This window comes from Acidocella sp. C78, assembly GCF_907164655.1.
In genome coordinates this window covers 111,900-134,166 of sequence record NZ_CAJQZK010000111.1, presented here as the reverse complement: position 1 = coordinate 134,166, position 22,267 = coordinate 111,900, and the positions used below count along the sequence as shown (strand labels likewise).

The window sequence follows — 22,267 nt, the reverse complement described above, 5'->3', positions numbered from 1 at the left end:
CGCCATGAAAAATCTCACGACACTCTTCATCCGCCGCCCGGTGCTGTCGATCGTGGTCAGCGCCGCGATCCTCGTGCTCGGGCTGCGCGCGCTCGGCGGGCTTCCGGTGCTCGAATATCCGAAGACCGAGAACGCCACCATCACCATCACCACCAGCTATCCGGGGGCCGATCCGAACACGATCGCCGGTTTCGTGACCACGCCGATCGAGCACGCGATCGCCCAGGTCAACGGCATCGACTACATGACATCGCAGAGCCAGACCTCGACCAGCACGATCAAGGTCTATCTCATCCTGAACTACAATCCCGACAAGGCGCTGACCGAAATCCAGGCGCAGATCCAGTCGGTGCTCAACCAGCTCCCCTCGGGCACGCAGCAGCCGCAGCTCAAGCTGCAGGTCGGCCAGCAGCTCGACGCGATGTATATCGGCTTCAAGAGCAAGGTGCTTTCGCCGAACCAGGTGACCGACTATCTCACCCGCGTCGTCCAGCCGCAGCTGCAATCGGTGCCGGGCGTGCAGACCGCGGAAATTCTCGGCGCGCAGAACTTCGCGATGCGGATCTGGCTCGAGCCCGCGAAGCTCGCCGCCTACGGGCTGACCGCCACCACCGTCTACAACGCCCTTGCCGGCAACGACTTCATCAGCGCGCTCGGCAGCACCAAGGGCGCGATGACGCAGGACACGCTGACGGCATCGACCTCGTTGCACAGCGCCGCGGCGTTTCGTCGCCTGATCGTCAAGCAGTCGGGGAGCGCGATCGTGCGCCTCGGCGATGTCGCGCGGGTGCAGCTCGGCTCGGACAGCTATGAATCCGAAGTTGCGTTCGACGGCAAGCCGGGTGTCTATATCGGCATCCAGGTCGCCCCCTCCGCCAACCTGCTGTCGGTGATCCGCGGCGTCGAGACGCGCTTTCCGGAAATCAGGAAACAGTTGCCGGCGGGGCTGGACGGCGCGATCGTCTATAACTCCGCCGCCTTCGTGAACGCGTCGATCCACGAGGTGGTCGCCGCACTCATCGAGGCCCTGCTGATCGTGGTGCTGGTGGTGTTCGCCTTTCTCGGCACGCCGCGATCGGTGTTCATCCCCGTGATCGCGATTCCGCTGTCGCTGATCGGCACCTTCGCGGCGATGCTGATGCTCGGCTTCTCGATCAACCTGCTCACCCTGCTTGCCCTCGTCCTTGCGATCGGGCTGGTGGTGGACGACGCGATCATCGTCGTCGAGAACGTCAACCGCCATCTCGACAATGGCGAGACCAAACTGCACGCGGCGATCAACGCCGCCGCCGAACTGGCCAGCCCGATCGTCGCGATGACGGTCGTTCTCGCCGCGGTCTATGTGCCGATCGGCTTTCAGTCCGGCCTGACCGGCGCACTGTTCACCGAGTTCGCCTTCACCCTTGTCTCGGCGGTGACGGTTTCGGCGATCATCGCCCTCACCCTGTCGCCCATGCTCTCCTCGCGCCTGCTGCACCACATCCCGCGCGATGGCACCGACTGGGAGGCAAGACTGGTTCACTTCATCGACCGCCTCTTCAACGCGGTGCATCGGCGCTACATGCGGATGCTGCGGGGCAGCCTGCGGACCCTGCCGGTCACGCTCACCTTCGGCGCCATCGTTCTCGGCAGCATCTACTTCCTGGCGACGGGGGCGAAAAGCGAACTCGCCCCGCAGGAAGACCAGGGGGTGGTGATCCTGTCCTCGACCTCGGCGCCGAACGCCACGCTGCAGCAGAAGCTGCTCTGGGACCGCGAGCTGAACCGGCTGATGATGTCGCACAAATCCGTCGGGCATACGTTCCAGTTCGAAACGCCGACCTTCGCGATTTCCGGCATGGTGCTGAAGCCATGGACGGACCGGACGACGAATTCGACCCTGCTGCAGAACGAAATCCAGAAACAGGCGGCCGAAGGGATTGCCGGTCAGCAGATCGTCGCGTTCCAGCCGCCGCCGCTGCCCGGCTCGCAGGGCCTGCCGGTGCAGTTCGTCATCAAGACCACCGATCCGTTCAGCACGCTCAACGGCGTGGCGCAGAAAGTGCTCGGCGCCGCTCTCAAGACCGGCAAGTTCATCTTCCTGCAAAGCGACCTGAAGATCGACCAGCCGCAGGCCACGGTCGTCATCAACCGCGCCAAGGCGGCAACGCTCGGTCTGGACATGAGCCAGGTGGGCGCGGCGATGGCCCAGGCCCTCGGGGGGCTCTACGTCAATTATTTCAGCCTCGACAACCGCTCCTACAAGGTCATTCCGCAGGTGGGCCAGAAGAGCCGGCTGAACGTGTCGCAGCTGCTCGACTATCCGGTGGCCAACATCAACGGCGTGCCGATCCCGCTCGGCGCGATCGCGACGATCCGCAACGAGGTGATCCCGGAATCGGTCAATCACTTCCAGCAACTCAACGCCGCCACCATCCAGGGCGTCGCGGCTCCCGGCGTCTCCACCGGCGAGGCGGTGAAAGTCTTGCAGCAGATCGCCGCGAAAGACCTGCCGAGCGGCTATGATGTCGATTACGGCGGGCCGATGCGCCAGTTCATCCAGCAGCAGGGCGGCTTCCTGGCCACGTTCGGCTTCGCGGTGATCGTGATTTTCCTCGCCCTCGCCGCGCTGTTCAATTCGTTCACCGATCCGCTGATCATTCTCGTGTCGGTGCCGATGGCGGTCGTCGGCGCGCTGATCTTCATCTATCTCGGCTTCGGGCTCAGCCTGAACATCTATACCGAGGTCGGCCTCGTCACGCTGATGGGCCTGATCAGCAAGCACGGCATCCTCATCGTCGAGGTGGCGAACGAGGCGCAGCTCGCCGGCATGACCAAGCGCGAGGCGATCGAGCACGCGGTCGGCATCCGGCTGCGGCCGATCCTGATGACGACGGCCGCAATGGTGCTCGGCGTTCTGCCGCTGATCATCGCGAGCGGCGCCGGTGCCGCGGCGCGGTTCAACATGGGCATGGTGATCGCCGCCGGCCTGTCGATCGGCACGCTGTTCACGCTGTTCGTGCTGCCGGCGGTCTACATGGTGGTTGGGCAGAAGCATCGCACGGAAGAAGAGGTCAGCCCCGGCTGACCTCCTCCTGCCAGGGATTGGCGACATGACCGGAACCGGGATCACCATCGGCGAAGCCGCGGCGCTGAGCGGCGTTTCGGCCAAGATGATCCGCCATTACGAGCGGATCGGCCTGATCGCGCCGCCCCTGCGCGGCGAGACCAACAACTACCGGTTTTATGACGCGGCGCTGGTGCATGAGCTGGGCTTCATCCACCGGTCGCGCGATCTCGGCTTCAGCATCGCCGACATACGGGCGCTGCTCTCGCTCTGGCGGGATCGCAACCGTCCCTCGCGCGAGGTGCGCGCCATCGCCGTCGCCCATATCGCCGCGCTCGACGCCAAGGTGACGGCCTTGCAGGCGATGAGCGCACAGTTGCGCCACCTGGTCCATAGCTGCGAGGGGAGCGACCGGCCGGATTGCCCGATCCTCGACGAACTGGCGAGCCCCGGAGACTGACGCCCGTTCCCGCGCGGCGCCTTTGCCTCCCCTCCTGACCTCGGCTTATGATCGTGCGTGCGAAGCCGGCACGACACGGCCACCGGGAGAACGACGTTTGATCCGACACGGCGCAGCGGGATTACACGGGCGATGAACCGGATCGCCGGATGGATCGGCGGGCGGCTCGCGCGGTTTCTCTCCGCCCCCGCCCATCAGCACGCCATCGCCCCGGCCACCGATGTCGCGCTGCTCGCCTCATGCCTCGAGCCCGGAGATGTCGTGCTGGTCGAAGGGCACAGCCGGTTCAGCATCGCCATCAAATATCTCACCCAGTCCACCTGGTCGCATGTGGCGCTCTATGTCGGGCTGCGCCGCCGCAACCCGGCCGAGCCGCCAGAACCCTGCTTCGTCGAAGCCGACGTGGTGGAAGGCGTGCGGCTGGTCGGGCTCGAAGCCTTCCGGGATTACCATCTGCGGATCTGCCGGCCCGTCGGCCTGTCGGAAAACGAACGGCAGAGGGTGATCGATTACACCCTCTCGCGCCTCGGCGCGCAGTATGATCTGAGAAACGTGTTCGACCTGCTGCGCTACATGATCCCGATTCCGCCGGTTCCGGTGCATCTGCGCCGCAGGCTCATCGCCTTCGGCGCCGGCGACCCGACACGGGCGATCTGTTCGACGCTGGTAGCGCAGGCGTTCCACACGGTCCTTTATCCGATCCTGCCGATGACCGGCCCGCACGGCTCGCACGCCCATGACTGCGACGTCTGCGTCGCCGAAATCCTGCGCGTGCGCGACCATCAGCTTTTCGTGCCGCGGGATTTCGATGTTTCGCCCTATTTCGAGGTGGTGAAACCCTCTCTGGCCGGCGGGCCTGCCGCGCTCGAAGCCGCGCGGCAGGCGCTGCGGGGGCCGGATGGCGCGGGGCGCCACCTCTGGCGATAGAGCGTGTTCCGATCCTTCCGGGTCGAATGTCGCGCTCCACGGTCCTGAAGCCGCCGGGAACCGGCCCCGAGCGGCTTCAGCGGTGTGTTCAGTGATTGTCGCGCGGCACACCGAAACGTTCGGCGACGCGCTGATATTGCGGCGCGTTCTCCAGCACCGCGCCGGTTTCGAGCTGGCCGGTGAACCGGCGATGGATTTCCTGCCACGGCGTCTGGTTCACCAGATCGGGCAGTGACAACGCCGCCCGCCGCGCCGCGAGTTCCGCCTCTTCGATCAGGATGTTGGCGCTGCGATCCTTGAGATCGACGCGAATGACATCGCCGGTTCGCAGCAGCGCGAGCCCGCCGCCGACCGCCGATTCCGGCGAGGCGTTCAGGATCGAAGGGCTGCCCGACGTGCCGGACTGCCGGCCATCGCCAATGCAGGGGAGCTGGTTCACGCCCTGGCGGACCAGCGCATCGGGCGGCAGCATGTTCACCACTTCGGCCGAGCCGGGATAGCCGATCGGCCCGCAATTGCGGATCACCAGGATGCAGTTTTCATCGATATTCAGGGCGGGATCGTTGATCCGGTGGTGATAGTCCTCCGGCCCCTCGAAGACGATCGCGCGGCCCTCGAACGCGTCCTCGTCGCCGGGGCGGCGCATGTAGCGATTGCGAAACTCCTCTGAAATCACCGAGGTCTTCATGATCGCGCTGGAAAACAGATTACCGCTCAGCACGGCGAAGCCGGCGTGCTCGGCCAGCGGGTCGTCGAAGCCGCGGATCACGTCGGCATCGGCGCTGCGCTTGCCCGCATTCTCCTCGCCCATGCTGCGGCCGCTGACGGTCAGCGCGTCGGCGTGGAATTTGCCCTGGCGGATCAGCTCGCCAATTACCGCCGGCAGCCCACCCGCGCGATAATAGGATTCGCCGAGATACTTGCCCGCCGGCATCATGTTGACCAGAAGCGGGATCTCGTAGCCGATCCGGTCCCAGTCCCCGATGTCGAGTTCGACGCCGATATGCCGCGCGATCGCGATGACATGCGGCGGGCAGTTGGTCGAGGCGCCGATCGCCGAAGCGCAGACAATGGCATTCTCGAACGCCTCGCGGGTCAGGATCTTAGATGGCCGCAGATCCTCGTGCACCATCGCGACGATGCGCTTGCCGGTTTCATAGGCGATCTGCGCGCGCTCCCGATAGGGGCCGGGAATGGCGGCGCAGCCGGGCAGCGACATGCCGAGCGCCTCGGCCATCGCGTTCATCGAGGATGCGGTGCCCATCGTGTTGCAATGGCCGACGCTCGGCGCCGAGCCGGCCACCATGTCGATGAACTTGTCGTAGTCGAGCTCGCCGGCGGCGAGCCGCCGGCGCGCCTCCCACACGACGGTGCCGGAGCCGACCAGCTCGCCCTCGAAATGCCCGTCCAGCATCGGCCCGCCAGACAGCACGATGGCAGGCAGATCAACCGTCGCGGCCCCCATCAGCATCGCCGGCGTGGTCTTGTCGCAGCCCGTGGTCAGCACCACGCCGTCCAGCGGGTAGCCGTAAAGCACCTCGACAAGGCCGAGATAGGCCAGATTGCGGTCGAGCGCGGCGGTCGGCCGCTTGCCGGTTTCCTGGATCGGATGCACCGGAAACTCGATCGGCACGCCCCCGGCGGCACGGATGCCATCGGCAACGCGCCTGGCGAGTTCGAGATGATGGCGGTTGCAGGGCGAAAGGTCGCTGCCGGTCTGCGCGATGCCGATGATCGGCTTGCCCGATTGCAGCTCCTCGCGCGTCAGCCCGTAATTGAGGTAGCGTTCGAGATAGAGCGCCGTCATCCCCGGATTGCCGGGATTGTCGAACCACTCTGTGGAACGGAGACGTTTCGGGGTGCTGCTCATGGCATGTTCCTTCAGTTCGACCAGCCGCCGTCGATCACATGGGCGACGCCTGTGGTGAAGCGGGATTCATCGGACGCTAGATAAAGGGCGAGCGAGGCGATCTCCTCCGGCGTGCCGAGCCGGCCCATCGGCTGCCGGGCGACGAATTCGGCCTCGATGACCGTCTCACCGACACCGCGGGACGCGGCAAGCGCGGCGATGCGCCCGCGCAGCGACGGGCTTTCCACGGTTCCGGGGCAGATCGCATTGCAGCGCACACCCCGCGTCACGTAGTCCGCCGCGACCGATTTGGTCAGCCCGACCACGGCGGCCTTCGACGCGCCATAGGCGAAGCGGTTGGGCACACCCTTGATCGATCCGGCGGCGGAGGCGATGTTGACGATCGAACCGCCGCCGCCCTCCAGCATGCCCGGCAGGAACGCGCGGATCATGTGGAACATCGCCGTCACGTTCAGATCGAATGAAAACGTCCAGTCGCTGTCCGAGCAGTCGAGCACCGACCCGTGCGCCACATGGCCGGCCGCGTTCACCAGGATGTCGACCCGGCCGAGCGAAGCCGAAAGCGCGCGGATCGCGGCATCGTCCAGCACATCGAGCCGCGTCGTCTCGGCGCCGGCAAGGCCCGCGAGAGCCTCCGGATCGCGATCGGTCGCGATCACCCGCGCTCCCTCGCGCACCAGCACCTCGGAAATGGCACGGCCAATGCCCTGCCCCGCGGCGGTCACCAGCGCAGTCTTTCCCGCAACCCGCCCGAAATGTGCCATTTTATCGTTGCCTCCCCGCAGTGTTGCCCGCCTTCCGCCAGCAATTTGATTATTACCGATAACGGACATCCTCGGCAACCGTCACGCCCTCTATCTCGGCAGCCCCATGCCGGCTATTCTCCGCCGATGGATTCCCGCACGGCCCTTGTCGTCATCGATGTTCAGGCGGATTTCTGCGCCGGCGGCGCGCTGGCCGTGCCCGATGGCGATGCGGTGGTGCCGGTGATCAACGCGCTCGCGCGGCATTACCAGACCGTGGTGATCACGCAGGACTGGCATCCCGCCAATCACGTCTCCTTCGCCAGCCAGCACCCGGGACAGGACCCGTTCGGGACGATCCCCCTCGCCTACGGGCCGCAGGTGCTCTGGCCGGATCACTGCGTGATGGACACTGCCGGCGCCGCGCTGCATCGCGATCTTCACGTTCCCCATGCCGCGATGATCCAGCGCAAGGGATCGAACCGGCTGATCGACTCCTATTCCGCCTTCCTCGAAGCCGATCGCACAACCCGCACGGGCCTCGACGGGTGGCTCGCCGCGCGCGGCATCGAACGGGTCGATCTCTGCGGCCTCGCGACCGATTACTGCGTCGCCTGGTCAGCGCTGGATGCGCGGCGGTTCGGGCTGGAGGCGCGGGTGATCGAGCCGGCCTGCCGGGGAATCGACCTTGAGGGATCTCTGGCGGCGTCATGGCAGGCGATGATGGCGGCCGGCGTGGCGCGGGTCGCTTCGGTCTGATACCAGCGGAGACATGGACGAAGACGGCGATTTCCGGCGCAAGAGGCAGCGGGCCGCGCGCCGGCGGGGCGTTCTGGCCGCCGCCGCGATCGGGCTGATCGCGCTGCTCGGGCTCGCCGCGGTTTTCGGCCCGCTTCTGGTCTCGGGGAATTACCATCGTGGCGCGATCGAACGTCTGGCCAGCCACGTCGTCGGCCGGCCGGTGTTCATCGAGGGGCGGATCACCCTCTCGCTGCTGCCCGATCCGCAACTGGTGGCGGAGGACGTGATCATCGGCGGCCCGCACGGCGCGCAGGCGACCGCCTCGGTTCTCAAGCTCGAACTCTCTCCAGGCCCGCTGCTGTTCGGCCGGCTTCGCGCCCACAGGCTGACCCTGCGCCGGCCGGACATCAACCTGCCATGGCCGCTGCCCGGCGGCGCTGGCGCGATCGCGCCGCCGCCCTGGCTCGGCTCGCTGCACGCCACCATCGATGACGGCACGTTCCATGTCGGCCCGCTGCGGCTCGACCACGCCAATCTGTCGATCTTCACCGGCGGCCCGCGCGCGGTGATCGCCGCCGGCGGCACGATGCGGATCGGCGGCGTCGAGGCGGCGATGACGCTCGATATCGACGATACCGGCAGCACCGGGCCGGCGCCGGTGACCGCCACGCTCAAGCTCCGCGGCGACGGCCATGCCGAGCTGATGTTCCACGGCACGCTCGGCCATGACAGTTTCCTGGCCGGCGCCTTGGAGGCGAAAGCCGACAAGACCGCCGTGGCCGGCCTGCTGCCGGCACTGAAGGCATCCGCCGCGCCGTTCGACATCACGGCAAGACTCGCCGCGACCGGACAGCAGGTCCGGCTCGATGACGTCACCCTGCGAGCGGGAGCGATGCGGGCGGTCGGAGATACCGTGCTCGCCCTCGCGCCCGCGCCGCTGCTGCGGGTGACCGCCCGGGCGACGGGAGTCGACCTCGATCTGGCCGCCGGCCTGGTCTCCCGCTTGCGGCGTCAGCTGCCGGTCGCCGCCGCGCTCGACGTCTCCGGCACGCTCTCCGGGCTGCCGGTCAACGCCGCCCGCGGCTCGTTGCTCGCCGATGATGCCTCGCTGCGGGCGCAGCTTCTGTCCGCTCCGCTGCCAGGGCAGGCGAGACTCGGATTTTCCGGCGAAATGTCGCCAGCCCTGAACGGACATTTCACACTGCAGGCGCAAGACCCCGCGGCAACGCTCGCCATCTTGCGGCATCAACTGCCCTATCTGCCCGCATGGCCCGGAAACGCGGGCCGGCTCGACGCCACTGGCCTGGCGAGCGTTACGCCCGGCGGCACGCTGGCGCTCGACGATGTCGCCGGCCATGTGGCGATGGGGCCGGCCCTGACCGGCTTCACCGCCGCCTTGCGCCTGACCCCGTCGCCCGGCCAGGCAACGCGCATCGCCGCCCGGATCGACCTCGACCGGCTCACCCTTGACCAGACGATGGTCCAGGATCTGCTGGCGACGCTCTCCGATCCGGCACCACGCTATGCCGGGCCGGTGCGGATCGCCGTGGGAGCGCTGGAAACGCCAGCCCGTCGACCGAACGAATCTTCGCGGGTGGTTGGACGCGATCTCAGGATCGACGCCAGCCTGCGCGACAAGGCGGCGGGGGGCGGTCTTCATATCCGTCTCGCGACCCTGCGCATGGGAGGCGCGCTGCTGATCGGGCGGGGACTGCGCAAGGCGGATGGCGAGATCGTCAGAACCCGCCTGTTTCTGGCCGGGCCGGACGCAAGCCGGGAGGCGACGACCCTGGCGAAGGCGTTCGGACTGCCGGCCGCATGGGACAATCATCCCGCATTCCGGCACGATTTCTCGCTCACGGCCCTGGCGGACGGCAGGCCCGACGCCTTGGCGACGCATATCCGGTTGCGCATCGGCATGGTGCGCGCGGCGGCGCGCCCCAGGATCGATCTTGCCGCCGGCACCGCCGCCGGATCGCTCGCGGTCCGCGCGCCGAACGCAGCACGGCTGATCCTCAGCCTCGGCGGCGCCAGCCTGCTTGGCGAGCGCCAGGGGCTGGGCTGGCCGGGCCCGGGTTCGGCCAGTCTCAGCGCGGCCGGATACGTGACGCCCGGCGGCTTCGGCCTCTCGGATTTTGTCGCCTCGCTCGGCGCGCTCACCCTCTCCGGCCGGGTGGATGTCGACACGGCGCATGGCCCCAGGCGGATCTTCGGCCGGATGACGGCCGACACGCTGCCGCTTCCCGCCCCCGCCATGCTGATCGAGCTGGCGCACGCCGCCCTTGGCAGTGATATGCGGATCGACATGCCGCGTCTGACCGCCGCGCGGATCGAGCGTTACGGCGAGACGCTCGCCCGGCGGGCGGATTTCGGGATCAGGCTCGACCAGGGAAAGCTGGCGCCGCATCTGTCGATCGATATCGGCAGCGCCGGATTCGCCGGCGGCAAGCTCTCCGGCCGGGCCGTTCTCACCGGCGCCTCGGGCAGCACGCCGCCGACGCTCAGCCTGCGTGCCCGGCTTGCCGGCGGGGACTCGCAAGCGATCGCCGCCCTCGCGGCATCTCACGGGCTCGACCTGCCGCTTGCCGGCGGAACCCTCGATATCGGAGCCGATCTGATGGCGCAGGGGGATGAACGCCCCGCCTGGCTGCACACGCTGAGCGGCAGCGTGACGGCAACCAGCCATGACATTTCGCTGCGCGGGCTGAACCTCGCGGCCGCGGGCCAGGCCCTCGCCGCGGCGACCCGCGCGCCGCACCCGATCGGCATGATCGCGGCGTCTCACATGCTGCGGTCCGCCCTCAGTGCGGGGCACTCGGCTTTCAGCCTGCTCAACCTGACCGCGACGCTTGGCGACCGCACGATCCGGCTCGACCATGCCGCCCTCAGCGGGCCGGCCGGAAGCATGAGCGCAAATGGTCACCTCGATCTCGTCGGGGATCGGGTCGAGCTCGAACTCGCCGTCCATCCGACGAGTCCCGATGCGAAGCCCGGCCCCGAACTGTCGATCGATATCAGCGGCCCGACCTCACATCCGAAGCGGCGCGTCGACATCGCCAAGGGCATCTTCTGGATTCGCCACGCCCTCGCCGCGGCCAAACCCGGCCCAGCCGCCCCGCCGCCGCGATAGCGCACGCATGCGCCGGGCCGGCCAGCAAGCATCGCCGCTCGCCGAACCGAACCCACAATAATCGAATTTCCAGAGAGTGGTGGAGAGGGTTGGATTCGAACCAACGTAGGCGTGCGCCAGCGGATTTACAGTCCGCCCCCTTTAGCCACTCGGGCACCTCTCCGCCGCCCGTAATCTTCGATCAGGCCAGCGTTGTCAACAGCGCCCCGCGCACGCTAGAGAGCCGCCATGGACAGACGCGACCCTCAGTCACACCCGCGCGGCGGGCGGACGCACAAGCAAAATCGCACAACCCCGCCACATGGGCGCGGCCATGGCGACAACGCGCGCGAGCGGCGCCCGCAGGCGCCCGGCGGCGGCTTCTGGCTCTACGGGCTTCACCCCGTCGAGGCGGCGCTGGCGAACCCGGCGCGCCGGCTGCGGCGGCTGCTGGTGACGGAAGAGGGGGAAGCGACGCTTGCCGCCCGGTTGCCGCAACCCTGGGCCATCCAGCCCGAACGGGTTGAGCGCGACCGGCTGGAACACATGCTGGGCCGCGGAATCGTGCATCAGGGAATCGCCTTGCAGACCGACCCGCTGGTCGCCCCCACCCTGGCGGACGCCCTGAAGCGCCCCGGGCCGGTGCTCGTGCTCGATCAGATCACCGATCCGCGCAATGTCGGCGCCATCCTGCGCTCGGCGCAGGCCTTCGGGGCGGCGATGGTCATCGCGCAGGAGCGCAACGCGCCCGAGGAAGGCGGCGCGCTCGCCAAGGCGGCATCCGGCGCGCTGGAGCGCATGCCCCTGCTGCGGACGGTCAACATCGCGCGGGCGCTGATCGCGCTGAAGGCCGCGGGGCTCTGGGTGATGGGGCTCGACGCCGCCGGCGCGTCGTTCCTCTCGCGCGACGCGCTGGGCGGCAGGCGGGCGGCCCTCGTTCTCGGCGCAGAGGGCGAAGGTCTGCGGCGTCTCACCCGCGAAACCTGCGACGAGCTGGTCTCGCTGCCGATGCCGGGCGGGATGGAAAGCCTGAACGTGTCGGCGGCGGCGGCCGTCGCGCTCTACGAAATCATCCGGTAGACGAAGGTTTCGCTGCCGGCGGCACTTTCCTCGACCGCGAGGTTCAGCATCATGTCATGATGGGGGGACAGGCCGCAGGCCGGGTCGGTCGCGCCCGCATCGCCGGTGATGGCCAGCGCCTGGCAGCGGCAGCCTCCCCAGTCGATCTCGGCGCGATCGCACCCCTTGCAGGGCGCCGGCATCCAGTCAGTGCCACGATAGGCGTTGAAGGCTTCCGAATGCAGCCAGATTTCGGCGAGCGGCTTTTCCTGCACCGTGTCGAACCGCAGATGGCCGATCGTCTCGGCGGCGTGGCAGGGCAGCACCTTGCCCGATGGCGTGACGTTGAAGAACCGCCTCGCCCAGCCGCTCATGCATGATTTGGGGCGCGAGGCGTAATAGTCGGGAACGACGTAATCGATGTTCAGAACGCCTTCGAGCCGCTTGCGGGCGTCGTCCACGATGCGGGTCGCCTCGTCGAGCTGGGCGCGCGTCGGGATCAGTGCGGCGCGGTTCTTGAGCGCCCAGCCGTAATATTGCACATGCGCCACCTCGATGCGCTGGGCGCCGGCCTCGACCGCGAGATCCAGCATGGCGGGCAACTGGTGCAGGTTCTGGCGGTGCATCACCGCATTGACCGTGAGCGCGAGGCCGGCATCGCGCACGAGCCTGGCCGCGGCGAGCTTCTTGACATGGGCGTTGCGTAGCCCAGCGACGTGATCGGCGATGCCGCTCTCGGCCCCCTGAAAACTGATCTGGACATGATCCAGCCCGGCCTCGGCCAGCGCGTGCATCTTCTGCTGGTCGAGCAGGACGGCGGAGGTGATCAGATTGGTGTAGAGCCCTTCGCGATGCGCGTGCTGGACAAGCTGCGCCAGATCGTCACGCACCATCGGCTCGCCGCCGGAAAAATGCCCCTGCAACGCGCCGAGCGCCGCGGCCTCGCTGATCACGCGCATCCACGTCGCCGTGTCCATCTCCTCGCGGGCGCGGTCCATGGCGAGCGGGTTGGAGCAGTACGGGCATTTCAGCGGGCAGCGATGGGTCAGCTCCATCATGATCGCCATCGGCGGCGCGACGGCCGCGCGCTTCACCGCCGCGGGTGCAAGATCGTTCATGCCGCGATCATCCCCTTTTTCGCCAGATCGTTGAGCATCTCGATGCAGTCGGCAAGCACCGCGTCGCGCGGCGCCTCGTAGCGGGCCGCCAGAATGTCGGCGATGCCGCCGACACTCGCCGCGCCATCGACGGCCTCGAGAATGGCGACGGCGATCGCATCCGGCATGATGACCAGCTCGGGGGCGAGCAGAACGTGGCAGTTGCGCGCCGCATCGAACCGGAACCGGACATGCCGCGGCAGCCGGGGCACGCTGGCCTCGGTCAGGATCACGACCAGACGCCTTCGTGACCGAACGCGCCGGGCGGGATCAGGCCGGGGCTGACATAGGCATGGTGCAGGGCGTCGAGCTGCGCCCAGAGCACGTCGCACTTGAAGGTGAGCGCCGCGATCGCCTGCTGCTGCTGTTCGGGCGTGCGGGCATGGCGCTTGACATAGTCGAGCGCGAAATCGGCGTCGCGCGGCGCCTGATCCAGGCGCGCGTTGAAATAGGCCAGGGTTTCCCTGGTGATGAAATCGTAATTCGCGAGCATGCCCGAGACGCGTTCGGAAATGATCGTCGGCGAGAACATTTCCGTCAGCGAAGAGGCCACTGCCTCCAGCAGCGAACGGTCGCGCACGAAATCGACATAGGCGCGCACGGCAAAGCGGGTCGCCGGCAGGGCGCGGCGCTCGCTCACCACCGTATCGCGATCGAGCCCGAGCCCCTCGGCCAGGGCCAGCCAGCGGACGATGCCGCCCTCGCCCGGCGCAGTGCCGTCATGATCGACAAGCCGCTGCCGCCAGACCCGGCGCAGCTCGGCATCGTCGGTGCGGGCCATCAGCGCGGCGTCCTTGATCGGGATCGCCGCCTGGTAACAATAGCGGTTGAGCGCCCAGGCCTGCACCTGGCGCTTGTCCAGCTTGCCACCGTGCAGAAGCTGATGAAACGGATGGCGGTTGTGGTATCGCGCGGCGCCCACGGCGCGCAGCGCCGCTTCCAGCTCATCGGGGCTCAGCAGCACGGTCATAGCTCGATCTCCATCCCGTCATGCGCCACGGTCCAGCCGGCGCGCTCGGCCTCGGCCCGTTCGGGCGTATCGTCGAGGATCATCGGGTTGCTGTTATTGACATGAACGAACACTTTCCGCCCAACATCGAGCCCGGCGAAGGCGGCGATCGAACCTTCCGGCCCGCTGACGCTGATATGCCCCATCCGCGCGCCGGTCTTGGGCAGCAGTCCCGCCTCGATCATCTCGTTGTCGCGCCAGAGCGTGCCGTCGAACAGCACGAGCCCGGCGCCGCGCACCCGGGCGGCCACATCCGCCGAAACCCGGGCGCAGCCGGGAATGTAGAAGAACGCCTTGCCCGCATCATCGGCGATGCGCAGGCCGATCGTATCGCCCTCGGAGGAGCCGAAATCCGTCCGGCTGGCATCCTCGGCGTAAAGTGCCACCTTGCCTGGCACCACGAAGGCTTCGACCGTCATGCCCAGATCCCGCCCCATGCCATCCGCGAGCCGGGTCGGCATGTCGACCGGCAGTTCGCGGCGCGGCACCAGCCCGCCATCGAGCACACGAAATATCTTGCTGTCCTCGATCAGATCGAGAATCCGGCGCCCGGCATACAGGGCGAACCGATGGCCTTCGCGCAGATTGAGCAGGCCGGCGGTGAAATCCACATCCCCGCCCGTCAGCACGGCCGCGGCGATCGGGCTGTCGCGCAGGCCTGAACGGGGCTGCAGCGCTGGCGTCGCCAGGATCTGTTCGCGCAGATCGGGCGAGGCGTTGAAGATCACGTAATCGGAATTGTTGACGCTGACGGCGAGAGCCGCCTGGGTACGGGGCCGTGCCGCAGGATCACCGCGCCGGGCGCGCGCGCAATTGGCGCAGGCGCAGTTCCACTGCGGAAATCCGCCTCCGGCAGCGGCACCGAGAATGATCAGTTTCATCGATTCGGGAGTTCACCGGAACCGGCGCAACGCATCGGTTCCGGTGCCTTGGTTCAGATCAGCCGAGATCAGCGCAGGCGTAGCAGTTGATTTCGGTGCCAACGGCGATTTCGACGAGCTTCGGCTTGGTCCACATGGATTTGTCTCCTGGATCGTTGTGATAGGGATGCGTTTTCCGCTTTTGTCTCCGCGAGATGCGAAGTGACGTGACAATACGACATGTCGAATAGGACGCAAGTGGGGAAAGGCCGGTCACGCCCGGTTGTGACAAAACGGGACAGCACCTGGCCGGCAATGACCGCACAAAAAAGGGCGGCCGAAGGCCGCCCTTTTCCGATCACGTCCCGAAGACGCTCAGCCGCAGGCCGCAACCGCGCGGCGGGCCATCACCCCCACGAGATGCGCGCGATAGGCCGCACTCGCATGGATGTCGCTGTTCATGTCGCCTTCAGGCGTCTTCACGTCGCGAATCGCGTCCGGTGAGAAACTGGCCGAGAGCGCCTGCTCCATCGCGGTATGGCGGAACACGCCGTTGTTGCCGGCACCGGTCACGGCGAGGCGGACGCCACCGGCGGTCTTCGCCACGAACACGCCAACCATCGCATAGCGCGACGCCGGGTTGGGGAATTTTTCATACGCGGCCTTTTCCGGAATCGGGAAGGAGACCTCGACGATCAGTTCATCCGGTTCGAGCGCCGTCGTGAACATGCCCTGGAAATAGTCATCCGCGGCGATTTCGCGCCGGGTCGTGCGGATCGTGGCGCCGAGGGCGAGCACGGCCGAAGGATAGCACGCGGAAGGGTCGTTATTGGCCAGGGAGCCGCCCATCGTGCCGCGATAGCGAACCTGCCGGTCGCCGATATGGCTGGCCAGATGCGCCAGCGCCGGGATCGCGTCGGCCACGTCCTTCGAATTGGCCACCTCGCGATGCGTGGTCATCGCCTTGATGACCAGCGCATTGCCCTCGCGGCGGATGCCGGAGAGCCCGAGCCCGGCGAGATCGACCACCGTGCTCGGCTTGGCCAGCCGCTGCTTGAGCACGGGGATGAAGGTCATGCCGCCGGCAAGCGCCTTGGCCTCGGGATCGCTCCCCAGCGCCTTGACCGCGTCGTCGATCGCGGCCGGTTTCTGATAATTGAAATCGTACATTGCGTCTCTCCGTTACTCGGCAGCCATCCGCGGCGTCGCCGCGTTGATGATCGACCAGATCTTCTGCGGTGTCGCCGGCATGTCGATATGGGTGACCCCATAATCGCGCAGCGCATCGACGACGGCGTTGATCACCGCCGGCGGGCTGCCGATCGCGCCGACCTCGCCAACCCCCTTGGCGCCAAGCGGATTGTGGGTGCACATCGTCGACTCGGTCCCGACATGGATATTCACCAGATTATCCGCGCGCGGCATGGTATAATCCATCAGCGATCCGGACAGGAGCTGGCCGGTCTCGTCATAGACCGCGTGTTCGAGCAGCGCCTGGCCGATCCCCTGGGCCACGCCGCCATGCACCTGGCCGTGCACGATCATCGGGTTGATGACCCGGCCGATATCGTCGACCGCGGTGAAGTTGAGCAGGTTGACGACACCCGTGTCCGGGTCGACCTCGACCTCGCAGATATGGCATCCGCCGGGGAAGGTGAAGTTCTTCGGATCGTAGAACGCCGTCTCGTCGAGGCCCGGCTCGAGTTCGTCATGCGGGTAGTTGTGCGGCACATAGGCCGTCAGCGCGATCTCGCCGAACGCCTTCGACTTGTCGGTGCCGGCGACGGTGAACTTGCCGTCCTTGAACTCGATGTCGTCGACCGAGGCTTCCATCAGGTGAGCGGCGATCTTCTTGCTCTTGGCGATGATCTTGTCGACCGCCTTGACGATCGCCGAGCCGCCGACCGCGAGCGAACGGCTGCCGTAGGTCCCCATGCCGAACGGAATCTTGCTGGTGTCGCCATGCACGATCTCGACCTGCTCGAACGGCACGCCGAGCTGGTCGGCGACGAGCTGGGCGAAGGTCGTCTCATGCCCCTGGCCGTGGCTGTGCGTGCCGGTATAGAGCGTCACCGATCCGGTCGGATGGACCTTCACGTTGGCGACCTCGTAGAGACCGGCCCTTGCGCCGAGCGCGCCAGCCACCGCCGACGGCGCGATGCCGCAGGCTTCGAGATAGGTCGACATGCCGATGCCGCGCAGCTTGCCGCGCTTCGCCGATTCGGCACGCCGAGCCTCGAAACCGCTCCAGTCGGCCAGCTCCATGCAGCGCGCCAGCGTCGCCTCGTGGTTGCCGCTGTCATATTGCAGCGCCACCGGCGTCTGATACGGATAGGCGTCGGCCGGAATGAAGTTGCGCCGGCGGATGGCGACACGGTCCATCCCCATCGTCTTCGCCGCAACGTCGACAAGCCGCTCCAGCAGGAACGTCGTCTCCGGACGGCCGGCCCCGCGATAGGCATCGACCGGCACGGTATTGGTGAAGATCGCCTTCACTTCCGAATAGATCGCGGGCGTCGTGTAGACGCCGGCGAGCAGCGTCGCCGAGAGATAGGTCGGCACCGACGGCGCAAAGGTCGAGAGATAGGCGCCGAGATTGGCCATCGTCTTCACCCGCAGCCCGAGAAACGCGCCATCCTCGGCCAGCGCCAGCTCGGCATGGGTGATGTGGTCGCGGCCATGGGCGTCGGTGATGAAGGATTCGCTGCGCTCGCAGGTCCATTTCACCGGCCGGTTCACCTGCGCGGCCGCCCAGGTCACCGCCGCTTCCTCGATGTAGTGGAAAATCTTGGCGCCGAACCCGCCGCCAACATCGGGTGCGACGACGCGCAGCTTGTGCTCGGGAATCTGCAGCACGAACGCGCCCATCAGCAGCCGGATCACATGCGGGTTCTGGCTGGTGGTGTAGAGCGTGTGTTCGCCGGTCGACTGGTCGAAATCGCCGATCGCCGCACGCGGCTCGATCGGGTTGGGCACCAGCCGGTTGTTGACCAGGTCGATCGTCGCGACCTTGTGGGCCTTGGCGAAGGCGGCATCCACCGCGTCCTTGTCGCCGATATGCCAGTCGAAGCAGACATTGCCCTTGGCGTCGTCATGCACGAGCGCCGCGCCCTCGGCCGTCGCCGCGACCATGTTGGAGACGGCCGGCAGCGGATCGATGTCGATCACGAGGGCCTCGGCGGCGTCCTTCGCCTGGTCGACGGTCTCGGCAATCACCATCGCCACCGCATCGCCGACATACCGGACCTTGCCCTGCGCAAGCACCGGATGCGGCGGCTCGACCATCGGCGAGCCATCCTTGCTGTGAATCTGCCAGCCGCACGGCACGCCGCCGATGCCCGCCTTGGCGATGTCGTCACCGGTGAAAATCGCGACAACCCCCGGCATCGCCCGCGCGGCGGAGGTGTCGATCGACCGGATCACGCCGTGGGCGACATCGGAGCGCTTGAAGACGGCATGGGTCTGGCCGGGGCGGTTGATGTCGTCAGTGTAGTGACCGCGGCCTGAAAGGAACCGGCGGTCTTCCACGCGCTTCGGCGAGTCGCCAATGCCGCCCTTCACGATGTGCGGCAAGGTCGTGTCGTTCATGGATGATCTCCCGAAATTTTTCTTGCGCCCGGAAATACGGGCGCCTTACCTCTTGCGGCCCAAGCCTTATTCGGCGGCCTGCGGCAGCTCGCGCCCGTGCATGAGCGGCCAAGCGGCGGCAATCGCCTTGACGATATTATGATAGCCCGTGCAGCGGCAGATATTGCCTTCGAGTTCCTCGCGAATCTGCTGCTCGGTCAGCCCTTCCGGATGGCTCTCGACCAGATCGATCGCGCTCATCACCATGCCCGGAGTGCAGAAGCCGCATTGCAGACCATGATGTTCGCGGAACATTTCCTGCATCGGGTGCAGCGTGCCATCGGCCGCCGCCAGCCCCTCGATCGTGGTGACCTCGCTGCCATTCGCCTGCACCGCGAGCATCGTGCACGACTTCACCGACTTGCCATCGATCTTGACCACGCAGGCGCCGCACTGGCTGGTGTCGCACCCGACATGCGTGCCGGTCAGGTGAAGGTTTTCGCGCAGCATCTCGACGAGCAGCGTGCGCGCTTCCACCTCGGCGGTCGCCGGCTTGCCGTTCACCGTGAGTTTAACCTGGGGCATTGATTCCTCCGTTCATGATGGCGCGCGACCATCCGCCCGGACGATCCGCTTCCTTCACCCATGATGATGGGGCTATTCGGCGTTGGTCAAGAGAACCGGATGGCTTTCTTGGCGCAAGGTGCGAATTTGACAGAATTTGTCACAGGCCAGTTTGCGCCCTGCCGCAGGCCTGCTAACTGTCCAGCCGCATGCCGGCCCTGCCCTCGCCCATCGCGCTGATCACCAGCCGCCTTCCAGCGCGCCATCGCGACGCGGCGGGCGAGTTGCTGCGCTTCGGCACGGTTGGCGTCTTCGGCCTGCTCATGGATATCGCCGCGGTCTATGCGCTTATCCCCAGCCTCGGTCTGTACGGGGCGGGGATGGCGGCCTATCTCGTCGCGGCAAGCTGCAACTGGATGTTGCACCGGCTCTGGACCTTTCGGGCCCGCGCCCGGCAACCCGCCCACACGCAGTGGTTGCGCTTCCTGTTCGTGAACATGATCGGCTTCTCGATCAACCGCGGCGCCTATTCCCTGCTCATCGCCAGCTTCGCCTTACCCCGTCACTACCCGGTTCTGGCCGTGTGCGCGGGGGCCGTTTCGGGTTTCCTGATTAACTTTCTGCTTTCCCGACGCCTCGTTTTCGTTTAATTAAACACAATCTTCAGTTGTGTTTTTGAAAACCGAGGTCGTTCCGGACCGATGTCGCAAACCGTTTTCCAGTCTCCTGCCAAATCTGCCCGCACCGGGGCGCTGGGCCGAGAGTCGCGTGCGCGCAACCATCGCCCCTGGATTGGCGCGCATGCCGGAATCGGCCTGCTGCTGCTGGCCGATCTCGCCGCCACCTGGCTCGGCCCGCAACTCGGCTCGCAGTTTCTGCTGCCCGCCCCCACCATGGCGCGCGGGCCACTCGACCAGCTCGTTTACGCCGCACTGACCGTCATCACGCTGGCCGGCTCGGGACTGTACGAGGTGGGGCCGGTGCGCGCGCCGCTCGATCACGCCGCGGCGATCGCGCGCGCCCTCGTCGCGGCGGAGGTGCTCTCGCTCCTGCGGATCGCGATGCTGCGGCCGTCGCCGGCCACGCCGCCGCTCGGCACGTCGTTCGGCTGGGCGATTGCCGCCTTTGCCCTGACAGCGGCCCTGCTGTTCGGCGGCCGGGTTGCCGTGGCCCGGATCTGGCGGCGTCATGAGATCGGCGTTGCCCGGGGCGCCGCGGCCCTGGTCACCACCGCGCCGTGCGACCGCTCGGTCTGCGCCCGGCTCGATCGCCTCGCGGATCATCGCCTTGGGTATGTCTTCTGCTGGGGGCTCGCGGGCTCGTCAGGCCTGCGCGCGATTGCCGATGCCGCGACGCTGGAGGCCATGATCCGGTCCGGCCAGATCGGCGATCTCATCGTTTTCATCCGCCGCGGCGACGGGGCGGAGACACGCGCCCGGCTCGACGCGCTGCTCGCCCGCCTCGCCGACCAGCCGGTCAGGATACGTCTCGCCTTCGACGCCGCCGCGGAAATCGGCGCCGGCGACCTCGCGGCGAGTCTCGGGCTTCGCCTCGTCACGGCGCTCGACCGGCCGATCCGGCCGCTGGCCGCATCGGCGAAACGGGGGATGGACATTGTCGGCGCTGGCCTTCTGATCGTTCTGCTGAGCCCGCTCCTCGCCGCCATCGCCCTCGCGCTGCGCCTGTCCGGCCCGGTTCTGTTCCGGCAGCGCCGGATCGGGCTGGACGGCGTGCCCTTCACGGTTTTCAAGTTCCGCACGATGCGCCCGCTTCACGCCACGCAGGGCAACGCCCGCATCGTCCAGGCGCGGGCGGGCGACCGGCGGATCACCCGGCTGGGCCGCCTTCTCCGCCGCCTCTCGCTCGATGAGCTGCCGCAGCTCGTCAACGTGCTGCGCGGCGACATGTCGCTGGTCGGTCCCCGGCCCCACGCGCCGAATACCGGCAGCGGCGACTTCACCTTCGAACAGGCGATCACGTTTTACGGGGTTCGCCACCGGGTAAAGCCGGGGCTGACGGGCCTTGCCCAGGTGCGGGGCCTGCGCGGACCGGTGGACCGGCGCGACCTCGTCGCCGCGCGCGTCGCCGCCGACCTCGATTACATCGAACGATGGTCGGTCTGGCTCGATATCGCGATCCTGCTGCGCACGGTTCCCGCCGTTCTGATCGGGCGCAATGCGGTCTGAACCGCACCTGCTGGCGGGAACGCCGCCCCCCCGCCGCCGCTATGATGCGGATATCGTCATTCTCAGCCATCAGCGGCCGCGCGAAACCCTCGCCGCCCTCCGCTCCGCCGCCGCCCAGACCGGCATGGACAGCCATGTCATCGTGCTCGACCAGGCCTCAAATCCCGCCATGCGCGCGGCCCTGGCGACCGCCGCCAGCCAGTTCGGGCATGTGGCGCTTTATGGCGTCGCGCGAAATTTCGGCGTGCCGGGTGGCCGCAATCTCGCGGCGGCGCTCGGGCGCGGCAGCGCGATCATCAGCCTCGACAACGATGCCGTCTTCGCCGGCCACGACACGGCCGCGCGCGCCGCGCGGCGCCTCGCCGAAGCCGACCGCCTCGGCGCGATCGGCTTTCGTATCCTCGCCGCCGATGGCGCACGCCTCGACCGGACGAGCTGGGGATATCCCGCGCGCCTCGCGCGGCACGCGGCGAGGCATTTTACCGCGACCACCTTCGTCGGCTGCGGCCATGCCCTGTCGCGCGCCTGTTTCGAGCAGCTCGGCGGATACGACGCGACGCTGTTCTTCGCCTGGGAGGAATATGAATTCGCGCGCCGTGCCATCGCGGCCGGCTGGCGGATCGAGCATCACGGCGATCTGGCCGTCATCCACGCGGTGTCGCCCGAAGCGCGCATGGGCTGGAGCGCGGGACGATGGCGCCACTTCGTCCGCAACCGCCTGATCATCGCTCATGACTGGGATGGACCGGCGGGATTCGCGCTGCGCGCCGGCGTCTACCTCGCGCGCGGCGCCATGACCTCCCGCCTCGGCGAGACGGTCGCGGCGATTGCCGAGGCGCGCGCCCTGGCGCGCACCCGCCCCCGGCAGGACAACACCGCCGCCACGCGCCGCTATGTCTTCCGCCACGAAACCCGCCACCGGCTGCCGGGCGCGGCGCGCCTTATCGGCGCCGGCGCCAGCGCGGCGGC

The 22,267-nt window shown here is 67.6% G+C and carries 18 protein-coding genes, 1 tRNA gene and 1 pseudogene; 9 read left to right on the top strand and 11 right to left on the bottom strand.

Annotated elements, in window-relative coordinates; all coding sequences use genetic code 11:
• Positions 1-4 precede the first annotated feature (4 nt).
• The 3 genes from ACIDOCELLA78_RS83180 to ACIDOCELLA78_RS83170 all read left to right on the top strand — a co-directional run bounded on the left by ACIDOCELLA78_RS83180 (position 5) and on the right by ACIDOCELLA78_RS83170 (position 4,433).
• Positions 5-3,067 carry an efflux RND transporter permease subunit gene (locus ACIDOCELLA78_RS83180; RefSeq protein WP_201727782.1) on the top strand — a complete coding sequence of 1,021 codons (3,063 nt, stop codon included), beginning with the start codon at positions 5-7 and terminating at the stop codon, positions 3,065-3,067.
• Positions 3,068-3,092: 25 nt separating this feature from the next.
• Complete coding sequence (gene cueR / locus ACIDOCELLA78_RS83175; protein WP_201727781.1) at positions 3,093-3,506, top strand: Cu(I)-responsive transcriptional regulator; 414 nt, start codon at positions 3,093-3,095, stop codon at positions 3,504-3,506.
• A gap of 132 nt (positions 3,507-3,638) precedes the next feature.
• Positions 3,639-4,433: a YiiX/YebB-like N1pC/P60 family cysteine hydrolase gene (locus ACIDOCELLA78_RS83170; RefSeq protein WP_201727780.1), complete on the top strand. Its 795-nt coding sequence runs from the start codon at positions 3,639-3,641 to the stop codon at positions 4,431-4,433.
• A gap of 88 nt (positions 4,434-4,521) precedes the next feature.
• Here ACIDOCELLA78_RS83170 and ACIDOCELLA78_RS83165 read toward each other — a convergent pair whose 3' ends face one another.
• Together ACIDOCELLA78_RS83165 and ACIDOCELLA78_RS83160 are read right to left on the bottom strand one after the other, a co-directional pair.
• Entirely contained in the window at positions 4,522-6,303 is a 1,782-nt protein-coding gene (locus ACIDOCELLA78_RS83165; protein WP_201727779.1) for an IlvD/Edd family dehydratase, read from the bottom strand.
• 11 nt (positions 6,304-6,314) lie between these two features.
• Positions 6,315-7,067 (bottom strand): SDR family oxidoreductase, encoded by a 753-nt coding sequence (locus tag ACIDOCELLA78_RS83160; RefSeq protein WP_201727778.1) that lies wholly within the window; start codon positions 7,065-7,067, stop codon positions 6,315-6,317.
• Between the two features lie 126 nt (positions 7,068-7,193).
• Between ACIDOCELLA78_RS83160 and pncA the strand changes: the two genes are divergently transcribed.
• Together pncA and ACIDOCELLA78_RS83150 are read left to right on the top strand one after the other, a co-directional pair.
• The gene (pncA, locus tag ACIDOCELLA78_RS83155) at positions 7,194-7,805 is read left to right on the top strand and encodes a bifunctional nicotinamidase/pyrazinamidase (RefSeq protein WP_201727777.1); all 612 of its coding nucleotides are present in this window, start codon (positions 7,194-7,196) and stop codon (positions 7,803-7,805) included.
• A 13-nt stretch (positions 7,806-7,818) separates the two neighbouring features.
• Entirely contained in the window at positions 7,819-10,917 is a 3,099-nt protein-coding gene (locus tag ACIDOCELLA78_RS83150; RefSeq protein WP_201727776.1) for an AsmA-like C-terminal region-containing protein, read from the top strand.
• Between the two features lie 77 nt (positions 10,918-10,994).
• Here ACIDOCELLA78_RS83150 and ACIDOCELLA78_RS83145 read toward each other — a convergent pair.
• Positions 10,995-11,080: transfer RNA gene (locus ACIDOCELLA78_RS83145), tRNA-Tyr, on the bottom strand.
• 65 nt (positions 11,081-11,145) lie between these two features.
• Here ACIDOCELLA78_RS83145 and rlmB point away from each other — a divergent pair.
• A complete protein-coding gene (gene rlmB / locus ACIDOCELLA78_RS83140; RefSeq protein ID WP_201727775.1) occupies positions 11,146-11,976 on the top strand; it encodes a 23S rRNA (guanosine(2251)-2'-O)-methyltransferase RlmB in 831 nt (276 codons plus the stop codon).
• On the opposite strand, the gene pqqE is transcribed toward rlmB, so the two are convergent.
• From pqqE to ACIDOCELLA78_RS83100, 8 genes are all read right to left on the bottom strand, one after another.
• Positions 11,958-13,073, bottom strand: a complete 1,116-nt coding sequence (gene pqqE, locus ACIDOCELLA78_RS83135) for a pyrroloquinoline quinone biosynthesis protein PqqE (protein ID WP_201727774.1) — start codon at positions 13,071-13,073, stop codon at positions 11,958-11,960. The genes rlmB and pqqE overlap by 19 nt on opposite strands.
• Entirely contained in the window at positions 13,070-13,345 is a 276-nt protein-coding gene (pqqD, locus tag ACIDOCELLA78_RS83130) for a pyrroloquinoline quinone biosynthesis peptide chaperone PqqD (RefSeq protein ID WP_201727773.1), read from the bottom strand. Before pqqD ends, pqqE begins: the two co-directional genes overlap by 4 nt.
• A complete protein-coding gene (gene pqqC / locus ACIDOCELLA78_RS83125) occupies positions 13,342-14,082 on the bottom strand; it encodes a pyrroloquinoline-quinone synthase PqqC (RefSeq protein ID WP_201727772.1) in 741 nt (246 codons plus the stop codon). Before pqqC ends, pqqD begins: the two co-directional genes overlap by 4 nt.
• Positions 14,079-15,002 (bottom strand): pyrroloquinoline quinone biosynthesis protein PqqB, encoded by a 924-nt coding sequence (gene pqqB / locus ACIDOCELLA78_RS83120; RefSeq protein ID WP_201727771.1) that lies wholly within the window; start codon positions 15,000-15,002, stop codon positions 14,079-14,081. The genes pqqC and pqqB overlap by 4 nt, the downstream gene beginning before the upstream one ends.
• A gap of 58 nt (positions 15,003-15,060) precedes the next feature.
• Entirely contained in the window at positions 15,061-15,138 is a 78-nt protein-coding gene (pqqA, locus tag ACIDOCELLA78_RS83115) for a pyrroloquinoline quinone precursor peptide PqqA (protein WP_174504788.1), read from the bottom strand.
• Between the two features lie 218 nt (positions 15,139-15,356).
• Positions 15,357-16,151 carry a xanthine dehydrogenase family protein subunit M gene (locus ACIDOCELLA78_RS83110; RefSeq protein ID WP_201727770.1) on the bottom strand — a complete coding sequence of 265 codons (795 nt, stop codon included), beginning with the start codon at positions 16,149-16,151 and terminating at the stop codon, positions 15,357-15,359.
• A gap of 12 nt (positions 16,152-16,163) precedes the next feature.
• On the bottom strand, positions 16,164-18,569 hold the full coding sequence (locus ACIDOCELLA78_RS83105; protein WP_201727769.1) for a xanthine dehydrogenase family protein molybdopterin-binding subunit: 2,406 nt from the start codon (positions 18,567-18,569) through the stop codon (positions 16,164-16,166).
• Between the two features lie 66 nt (positions 18,570-18,635).
• Complete coding sequence (locus ACIDOCELLA78_RS83100) at positions 18,636-19,133, bottom strand: (2Fe-2S)-binding protein (protein WP_201727768.1); 498 nt, start codon at positions 19,131-19,133, stop codon at positions 18,636-18,638.
• Positions 19,134-19,321: 188 nt separating this feature from the next.
• Here ACIDOCELLA78_RS83100 and ACIDOCELLA78_RS83095 point away from each other — a divergent pair, with 188 nt between their 5' ends.
• From ACIDOCELLA78_RS83095 to ACIDOCELLA78_RS83085, 3 genes and pseudogenes are all read left to right on the top strand, one after another.
• Positions 19,322-19,762, top strand: a complete 441-nt coding sequence (locus tag ACIDOCELLA78_RS83095) for a GtrA family protein (RefSeq protein WP_201727767.1) — start codon at positions 19,322-19,324, stop codon at positions 19,760-19,762.
• 51 nt (positions 19,763-19,813) lie between these two features.
• Positions 19,814-21,298 (top strand): exopolysaccharide biosynthesis polyprenyl glycosylphosphotransferase, encoded by a 1,485-nt coding sequence (locus tag ACIDOCELLA78_RS83090; RefSeq protein ID WP_201727766.1) that lies wholly within the window; start codon positions 19,814-19,816, stop codon positions 21,296-21,298.
• Positions 21,288-21,779, top strand: a pseudogene (locus ACIDOCELLA78_RS83085) (glycosyltransferase family 2 protein); the annotation flags it as partial. The gene ACIDOCELLA78_RS83090 and the pseudogene ACIDOCELLA78_RS83085, both read left to right, overlap by 11 nt.
• Positions 21,780-22,267: the final 488 nt, after the last annotated feature.